We start from the raw sequence: 7,751 nt of genomic DNA, 5'->3' as shown, positions 1-7,751 counted from the left end.
AACTAAAATAACTGGATCAATACTTGGGCGTCCTACCTCTGAGTACATATCTTTCACCAAGTCATAAATGAAAGTGAAGTCAATGGCAGCCTCCATTTTAAGAACCAAATGGTTCGGTGGCACCAGTGGATCTAAAGTAATCATTTCAAGTTGATCTCGCTGAATAGAATCATGTTTAGAAAGCATCCTCATCACCTCAAGTTTTAATACTTCAATTTTAAAACAAAAATGACTCCAGTCAAAAGTGTTCTATCTAAAAGGTAAGACAAAGTTGATTGGAACGGAAGGTACGAGACTCCTGCGGGAAAAGCGCGTCTAGGGGAGACCCCGCAGGCAAAGCCGAGGAGGCTCCCCGACCGCCCGCGGAAAGCGAGTGCCTGGAGTGGAAATCAACGTCTAAATTGTACAGGCCATAAAAATAGACAAACTCGATTTTCATCGAGTTTGTCTACAGTCTGAATCAGCCTCCTTAGAAAAGAGGCTGATTTTCCTTTTTATATGCGTATTAAAATTATTTCAAAAAAACGTTCAAGAGTGCTTGACTTTGATTTTAAATCGATGTATTATAATAAATGTTGATACGGAGGTATACCCAAGTTCGGCTGAAGGGATCGGTCTTGAAAACCGACAGGGGAGTCAAATCCCGCGGGGGTTCGAATCCCTCTACCTCCTCCATAACTTATTAATAACCACAGCGCATAAATTGGATATCGATGAATCCCGTTACAGAAATGTAACGGGATTTTTGTTTTCTGCTATATTATTTGCCCGCCCTTTTTAGGAAATGCTCTATCGCGTGTGCTTCAAATGCAGCCGGCACTTCAGGCATGCTTGAAAGGTCTGTGTTTGGCAAAGGCTTTATGTCTTTTTACTCCCTCCTCTCGGCAGACAAAAAACGGCACTTTGGAATGATTAGATTGCATCTAAGGCTTCCGAAGTGCCGTTCAATTATCGTTTACCTATTTCGTAATAAACTGGTTTGCTCCATATAATCGGCAATCCGCTTTATGAGTGGTTCGATGCTCGCTTCATCCTGCATGAGGTCATATTCGTTTATATTCAAGCGAAGGACAGGGCATGCATTGAATTGATCGATCCATTCTTCATAACGGCCATGCATCTCCTGCCAGTATTCAATGGGGGTATGCTGCTCCATTGGCCGTCCGCGTTCCTGGATCCGTTCAAGGATATCGTCGAGTGACCCTTCAAGATAAATCAGTAAATCAGGATGTGGGAAGTAGGGCGTCATAACCATGGCGTTGAAAAGGCTTGTGTATGTTTCGTAGTCCACTTCATTCATTGTCCCTTTTTCATAGTGCATTTTTGCAAATATACCGGTGTCTTCATAAATGGAACGGTCTTGGATGAAGCCTCCGCCATATTCAAAGATTTTCTTTTGTTCTTTAAACCGTTCAGCGAGGAAATAGATTTGCAGGTGGAAACTCCAACGATCAAAATCATCGTAAAATTTATCCAGGTAGGGGTTCGTATCAACCTTTTCAAAGGATGTCCTGAATTGAAGGGCATCGGCTAACGCATTGGTCATGGTCGATTTTCCTACGCCTACCGTCCCTGCTATCGTAATGACGGCGTTGTTTGGAATATTATATTTCTTTCGTAAGTTCATTTGAATTTACTCCTTTTTGCAGGGCATTCTCTATTTGGCTGATTATCGTTTTTAAATCATCCTTGTTCCCGACGAAATCCAGTTCATCTCCGTTAAAGGTTAGAACAGGAATGTCAGGGTGTTGTTTCTCGAACCTTTCCATGAAGGTCTGATAATCCGCCGATAACTGCTCTAAATAAATGGACGATATATTCTTTTCGATCTCACGTCCTCTTTTGCCGATTCGGGTAAGAAGAGTGTCCAGACTTGCATGTAAATAAATAACCATATTAGGTCTTGGCATATCGCGGGTTAAAATATTGAATATTTCAAGATATTTATTGTACTGTTCGTTTTTTAACGTTCGCTCAGCAAATATCAAGTTCTTGAATATATGGTAATCAGCCACCACGGCCTGGTCTTTAGTGAGATACTTTTTTTCGATATCTTCCAATTGTTTATACCGGTTACATAGAAAAAACATCTCTGTTTGGAAGCTCCACTCTTCGATGTTGTCGTAGAATTTCCCGAGAAATGGATTTTCATCTACAATTTCCTTCAATAGTGATATGTGAAAGTGTTCTGCAATAATTTTTGCCAGTGATGTTTTTCCCACGCCGATTGGACCTTCGACTGTGATAAATGGGGTGGATTTCATCCAATCTGTCCTCCTTCAATGAGGTATCAAGCTGCAATTCCCAGTTTATTAGGTTTTTCAGCCAAGAGATATTGTATCACAGACTCGGGACTTTAGTGATATTTTTGTCAGGTTGATAATGAAGGAGAATGCAAGATTGTTTAACGGGGAGCTTCGGAAGGCGGACTTGCTGCCTTATCCATCCCCGCTTTTCCTGATGGAAGCCTTGAGGACATGGTCCATCATCTTTAGGGCATAATTGTTATCTTCCTTTGATGCCGACGCGATGCAATCCTCGGGTATCCATAATTGATATTCCCTCATATAGGCATCATTGGCGGTAAAAAGCACGCAGATATTGCCAGCTATCCCCGTGATGATCAAGGTTTCGACCTTCAGCCGTTTGAGCAGGGTATTGAGGGCTGTCCCATAAAATGCAGAATGTTTCGGTTTGATGAGGAAGAACTCATCCTGCTGTGGCTTTATCCTCTCGATCAAAGAGGCATTGCCATCATTTTTGCACCTGTCGATTATTTTATCGAAGTCGGCCTGCCATAAATCATAATGATCATTGATATAGATGATCGGGAAGCCTTTTTCTTTCATCCGTTTTTTTATCTTTAAGATCGGATCGATGATCAGCTCCGTATGTTCAAGGAGCATATCACCGTGCTTGAACTGAAAATCATTGATCATATCAATGATGAGCAAGGCGAAGGACGTTGATTCGTGTCGTTTCATGGTATATCCTCCTTGTATGGTGATCATTTACTTGCGGCTCATATGCAGCTTGCGTTACTATTCATTAGAATAAGTAGTATGACCTTTATTTTGTCTTATATTTGTCTGTTTACTCCTACTTAATATGAGGGGGTTTTTTTATCAAGGATGATGTGTATTACATGAATTTAGCCTTAGAGGAAGCGAAAAAGGCACAGAGTTTGAATGAAGTCCCGATCGGCGCCTTAATCGTGATAAATGATCAAGTCATTTCGACGGGGCATAACCTGAGGGAGACGGAGCAGAATGCAACGGCGCATGCGGAGCTGCTTGCGATTAACGAAGCGTGCCGTGCTGCCGGCAGTTGGCGGCTTGAGGACGCGACGTTATATGTGACCCTTGAACCATGCCCCATGTGTGCGGGTGCGATTCTGCAGTCCAGGATAAGGCGGGTCGTTTTTGGTGCGCATGATCCGAAGGCTGGCTGTGCCGGTACATTCATGGATTTGCTCCAAGATGAACGGTTCAATCATCAATGTCAGGTAACGAGTGGTGTATTGGCAGAGGAGTGCGGCGGGATATTGACTGCTTTCTTTAAAGAGCTCAGGAATCGCAAGAAGGCCATGAAAAAAGAGAAGGCCCTCAAAGAGTGAAGAATGAAATAATGCACGCTCCATTTGATCTAACCGTTCAATGAACAACACTTGCGTTTTTTTTGTTACCTTAGTATAATGAATTATGCGTCGTTAAGACGCTTGAAAATTGGTATCACATTTGCCGTGCTAGACGGGGAGGTAGCGGTGCCCTGTACTCGCAATCCGCTCTAGCGAGGTTGAATTCCTTCTCGAGGTTAGCATTCTGTAGGGTCTGCCTTAAGTAAGTGGTGTTGACGCCCGGGTCCTGCGCAATGGGTCTCCATGAACCATGTCAGGTCCGGAAGGAAGCAGCATTAAGTGGAAGTTCTCATGTGCCGCAGGGTTGCCTGGGCCGAGCTAACTGCTTAAGTAACGCTTATGGTTGCTAATCGACAGAAGGTGCACGGCAGTTATTTTACATAATCAAAAAACTCATTCGTAGCGAGTGGGTTTTTTTTTTGCGCAAAGAAAGTACATGACTTGGCTTTTCTTTAATAATCAGCGTTCCATTAATTTTCGATATAGACTTTGAAATTAAGGAAATCAGTAATGTATAATAAAAAAGATGGAGAAAACAAGGAGGGATTTCCGTGGGGTATCAAGCATTATACCGGGTATGGCGGCCACAGCAATTCATTGATGTAGTGGGGCAGGAACATGTGACGAAAACATTGCAGAATGCCTTGCTTTCCCAGAAGGTTTCGCACGCCTATTTATTCTCCGGTCCACGAGGAACAGGGAAAACGAGTGCTGCCAAAATTCTAGCAAAAGCAGTGAATTGTGAGCATGCCCCGACAAGCGAGCCCTGTAACGAATGTGCTACCTGCCGCGGAATCACTGATGGCTCCATATCAGATGTGATAGAAATTGATGCAGCATCCAATAATGGTGTCGAAGAAATCCGTGACATTCGTGATAAAGTGAAATATGCACCGAACGCGGTCACATATAAAGTTTATATCATCGATGAGGTACATATGCTTTCACAAGGTGCCTTCAATGCGCTGCTAAAGACATTGGAAGAACCTCCAAAGCACGTTATTTTCATTTTGGCGACGACCGAGCCGCATAAGATCCCGCTTACGATCATTTCCCGTTGCCAGCGATTTGATTTTAAAAGGATCCAGCCGCAAGATATAGTTGGCAGGATGTCACAAATCATTGCGGAAACGGGCGTTTCGTGTGATGAACAAGCCTTGCATATCATAGCCAGGGCAGCCGAAGGTGGGATGCGGGATGCACTGAGCCTGCTTGATCAAGCTATTTCCTTCAGTTCGGAGACTGTAACGGTGGAAGATGCATTGACTGTCACAGGTTCAGTTTCGCAGGCATTTTTAAGTCGGCTGGCAAAAGCGATATATGATAAAGAAGTGGCAGTGGCCCTAGAGGTACTTGAAGAATTGCTGGCGATGGGGAAAGACCCGGCCAGGTTCATAGAAGACATGATTTATTATTTCCGCGACATGCTTTTGTATCAAACGGCACCAGCTCTGGCAGAATCCTTCGAACGAGTATTGATTGATCCCCAATTTAAAGAATTGGCGGAAGTGATCGCTTCGGAAACGATTTACTCCATTATCGAAAGCTTCAATCAAACCCAGCAGGATATGAAGTGGACTAACCATCCAAGGATTTTCCTGGAGGTTGCACTCGTCAAGCTATGCAATGAGCAGCGAGCGAATCAATTGGACAATGGCCAGATTCAGCAATTGCAGCTGAAAATCGAGGAGTTGGAGTCGAAGGTACAGGAAATGCAGAAAAACGGCATCCCCGCGGCCGTGACAGATAGACCTGCAGAACAGCCGAAAACGCAAAGGGCCGTTAAAAAGGCATATAAAGCGCCTTCCGGCAAGATCAATCAAGTTTTGAAACAGGCTACAAAGTCAGACCTCAATACTGTCAAAAGCAAGTGGGGGGAATTGCTTGAACAGTTAGGCATGCAAAATCAAAAGTCATTGGCAGCTTTATTGTCTGAGGCGGAACCTGTTGCTGCGTCAACTGAAGCTTTTGTGGTAAAATTCAAATATGATATTCATTGTCAAATGGCAATGGAAAATAACCGTTTCGTGGAAGTGATCGCCTCGATCATGCAGCAGTTGACCGGTCATCGAATGGAGATAGCCGGTGTTCCGGAGAGTCAGTGGCAAGGGTTGCGTGAGGACTTCATTTCAACCCAGCAGTTTGACGGTCCAGAAGAAACGGATTCAAAAGAAGAAGACCCTTTTATCGCGGAGGCTAGAAAATTAGTCGGCGATGATTTACTTGAAATTAAAGAATAATTGGAGGTAGGGAAAATGGGTATGCGTGGCGGTAATATGCAAAACATGATGAAACAAATGCAAAAGATGCAAAAGAAAATGGCGGAAGCACAAGAAGAACTAGGTGAAAAAAAGATTGAAGGCACTGCAGGAGGCGGAATGGTAACGGTTATCGTGACTGGCCATAAGGAAATAGTCGACGTGATCATCAAGCCGGAAGTTGTCGATCCAGATGATATCGATATGCTTCAGGATTTAGTCCTGGCTGCAACTAACGATGCCCTGAAAAAGGCAGAAGAGCTGACAAACCAAACGATGGGACAATTCACTAAAGGGATGAACATTCCAGGCATGTTTTAAGCAAGTTTAAAAGAAACTTCCTTTCAGGGAGTTTCTTTTGAAATTTTTAGGAGGAATTCGATGCATTATCCAGAACCAATTTCCAAGCTCATTGATAGTTTTATGAAATTGCCGGGGATTGGGCCGAAAACGGCTGCGCGCTTAGCCTTTCATGTGTTGAGCATGAAGGAAGATACTGTTTTGGATTTTGCAAAAGCACTCGTCAACGCTAAGCGGAATCTGATGTATTGTTCAGTCTGCGGCCACATTACCGATCAAGATCCCTGTTATATCTGTGAAGACCAAAAGAGGGATAGGAGCTTGATTTGTGTTGTTCAAGACCCAAAAGATGTAATAGCCATGGAAAAGATGAGAGAATTCAATGGTTTGTATCATGTACTGCATGGCAGTATTTCACCGATGGACGGAATCGGTCCGGAAGATATAAATATTCCTGATTTATTGAAGCGCCTGCAAGATGAAACGGTGCTGGAGGTCATTTTGGCGACGAACCCCAACATTGAAGGCGAAGCTACAGCCATGTATATATCGCGGCTGCTGCGGCCATCGGGGATCAAAGTGACCCGCATAGCCCACGGTCTCCCTGTTGGCGGGGATTTGGAGTATGCGGATGAAGTGACGCTATCAAAAGCAATAGAAGGAAGAAGAGAAATATAAGATAGCTGGGAGGACTTCACTTGTTCTTTCGTAAAAAAAAGAGGCTTCGAAATGAATTCAATGAGTCATTGATGAAAGAGCTTGAACAATTGAAATGGAATTGGCATAATCAAAAATCATTGCTTGAAAAAAGCGTGGATCCATCCACGGAAGTAATCGCCCAGGCGAGGCTTGCGGAAGTGAAATATTTCTATTTATTTAAGGAAGTTAAAAGAAGGAATGTCCGCATTAAAAGGTGATGAGGGGATGGCTATGAAGGAATGCACTTCATAGTCATTTTTTTGTTTAAGTTCTTATTCCCAACCTATCTTCATATAAGTGTAGTACAAGCTTGCGGGGAGGAATGAGATTGGAACCTGTTGTCTTTGTTGCCGTAATCGGCGGCCTTATCTTAATGCTGCTCATCATCGGGGCGCCTTTGAGGCCTGTTCGGTTCATCGGGCAGGGAATTATCAAGATCATCATCGGTGCGGCCTTTTTGTTTTTTTTGAATACACTCGGAAATCAAGCGGGCATTCATGTACCCATCAACCCGGTTACCTCCGCAGTGGCCGGCCTGTTAGGAATTCCAGGAGTCGCAGCGTTGGCCGCGATTGGGTATTGGGTCATTTGAATGGTTTTGTTTTTAGCTCCATTTAATGAAAACCTCAGGGATAACTTCCTTGAGGTTTTTATCCATGTTATTATCAGCTAATGTTTTTTTTGAAAAAATTCAATTTAAACATTGACGAAATTAAATCAAGCTGATAATATATTAGGAGTCGCCAATAACGACTGGCTTACATAAACTATTGATCGAAAATCAATGATAAATTAAACATTGACAATAGATCAGATAGGTGATAAGATTATAAAGTCGCTTACGAAGTAACGACAAT

The 7,751-nt window shown here is 43.2% G+C and carries 10 protein-coding genes, 1 tRNA gene, 1 rRNA gene and 1 other RNA gene (1 of these 13 cut by a window edge); 9 read left to right on the top strand and 4 right to left on the bottom strand.

Translation table 11 applies throughout. The annotated features are described in order from the left end of the window. On the bottom strand, positions 1 to 186 hold a 186-nt coding region (locus AS888_RS17230; RefSeq protein ID WP_061143387.1), incomplete at its 3' end, for a transposase. Positions 187 to 582: 396 nt separating this feature from the next. Between AS888_RS17230 and AS888_RS17225 the strand changes: the two genes are divergently transcribed. Further along, positions 583 to 675: transfer RNA gene (locus AS888_RS17225), tRNA-Ser, on the top strand. Positions 676 to 955: 280 nt separating this feature from the next. Here the strand turns inward: AS888_RS17225 and AS888_RS17220 are convergent. The 3 genes from AS888_RS17220 to AS888_RS17210 all read right to left on the bottom strand — a co-directional run bounded on the left by AS888_RS17220 (position 956) and on the right by AS888_RS17210 (position 2,984). Next, positions 956 to 1,627, bottom strand: coding sequence for a deoxynucleoside kinase (locus tag AS888_RS17220; RefSeq protein ID WP_061143386.1), 672 nt, complete (start codon positions 1,625 to 1,627; stop codon positions 956 to 958). Further along, positions 1,605 to 2,264 (bottom strand): deoxynucleoside kinase, encoded by a 660-nt coding sequence (locus tag AS888_RS17215; protein ID WP_061143385.1) that lies wholly within the window; start codon positions 2,262 to 2,264, stop codon positions 1,605 to 1,607. Before AS888_RS17215 ends, AS888_RS17220 begins: the two co-directional genes overlap by 23 nt. A gap of 174 nt (positions 2,265 to 2,438) precedes the next feature. Next, positions 2,439 to 2,984, bottom strand: a complete 546-nt coding sequence (locus tag AS888_RS17210) for a cysteine hydrolase family protein (RefSeq protein ID WP_061143384.1) — start codon at positions 2,982 to 2,984, stop codon at positions 2,439 to 2,441. 140 nt (positions 2,985 to 3,124) lie between these two features. On the opposite strand from AS888_RS17210, the gene tadA reads away from it, so the two are divergent. The 8 genes from tadA to AS888_RS17170 form a co-directional block, all read left to right on the top strand. Then, positions 3,125 to 3,616: a tRNA adenosine(34) deaminase TadA gene (tadA, locus tag AS888_RS17205; RefSeq protein WP_260320237.1), complete on the top strand. Its 492-nt coding sequence runs from the start codon at positions 3,125 to 3,127 to the stop codon at positions 3,614 to 3,616. Between the two features lie 124 nt (positions 3,617 to 3,740). Beyond that, positions 3,741 to 4,005: signal recognition particle sRNA large type (gene ffs, locus AS888_RS17200), an RNA gene on the top strand. Positions 4,006 to 4,188: 183 nt separating this feature from the next. After that, positions 4,189 to 5,877, top strand: coding sequence for a DNA polymerase III subunit gamma/tau (gene dnaX / locus AS888_RS17195; RefSeq protein ID WP_061143382.1), 1,689 nt, complete (start codon positions 4,189 to 4,191; stop codon positions 5,875 to 5,877). A 21-nt stretch (positions 5,878 to 5,898) separates the two neighbouring features. Continuing rightward, positions 5,899 to 6,216 carry a YbaB/EbfC family nucleoid-associated protein gene (locus tag AS888_RS17190; RefSeq protein WP_061143388.1) on the top strand — a complete coding sequence of 106 codons (318 nt, stop codon included), beginning with the start codon at positions 5,899 to 5,901 and terminating at the stop codon, positions 6,214 to 6,216. A gap of 60 nt (positions 6,217 to 6,276) precedes the next feature. Continuing rightward, positions 6,277 to 6,873, top strand: a complete 597-nt coding sequence (recR, locus tag AS888_RS17185) for a recombination mediator RecR (protein ID WP_034316264.1) — start codon at positions 6,277 to 6,279, stop codon at positions 6,871 to 6,873. 20 nt (positions 6,874 to 6,893) lie between these two features. Continuing rightward, a complete protein-coding gene (locus AS888_RS17180; RefSeq protein ID WP_061143381.1) occupies positions 6,894 to 7,112 on the top strand; it encodes a YaaL family protein in 219 nt (72 codons plus the stop codon). 110 nt (positions 7,113 to 7,222) lie between these two features. Beyond that, positions 7,223 to 7,486, top strand: coding sequence for a pro-sigmaK processing inhibitor BofA family protein (locus tag AS888_RS17175; protein ID WP_061143380.1), 264 nt, complete (start codon positions 7,223 to 7,225; stop codon positions 7,484 to 7,486). A gap of 195 nt (positions 7,487 to 7,681) precedes the next feature. After that, positions 7,682 to 7,751, top strand: a 16S ribosomal RNA gene (locus AS888_RS17170) (its annotated part continues 211 nt past the right edge of the window); the annotation flags it as partial.

Origin of the sequence: Peribacillus simplex (assembly GCF_001542915.1) — a bacterium.
Classification (GTDB): domain Bacteria; phylum Bacillota; class Bacilli; order Bacillales; family DSM-1321; genus Peribacillus; species Peribacillus simplex_B.
Note: the sequence above shows the minus strand (reverse complement) of the source record. Positions and strands in the feature narration are given on the sequence as shown.

Excerpts from the sequence above, each read along its gene's own strand:
- AS888_RS17190 (WP_061143388.1), top strand. The coding sequence starts at position 5,899 with ATGCGTGGCGGTAATATGCAAAACATGATGAAACAAATGCAAAAGATG.
- AS888_RS17210 (WP_061143384.1), bottom strand. The coding sequence starts at position 2,984 with ATGAAACGACACGAATCAACGTCCTTCGCCTTGCTCATCATTGATATG.
- AS888_RS17215 (WP_061143385.1), bottom strand. The coding sequence starts at position 2,264 with ATGAAATCCACCCCATTTATCACAGTCGAAGGTCCAATCGGCGTGGGA.
- AS888_RS17220 (WP_061143386.1), bottom strand. The coding sequence starts at position 1,627 with ATGAACTTACGAAAGAAATATAATATTCCAAACAACGCCGTCATTACG.
- recR (WP_034316264.1), top strand. The coding sequence starts at position 6,277 with ATGCATTATCCAGAACCAATTTCCAAGCTCATTGATAGTTTTATGAAA.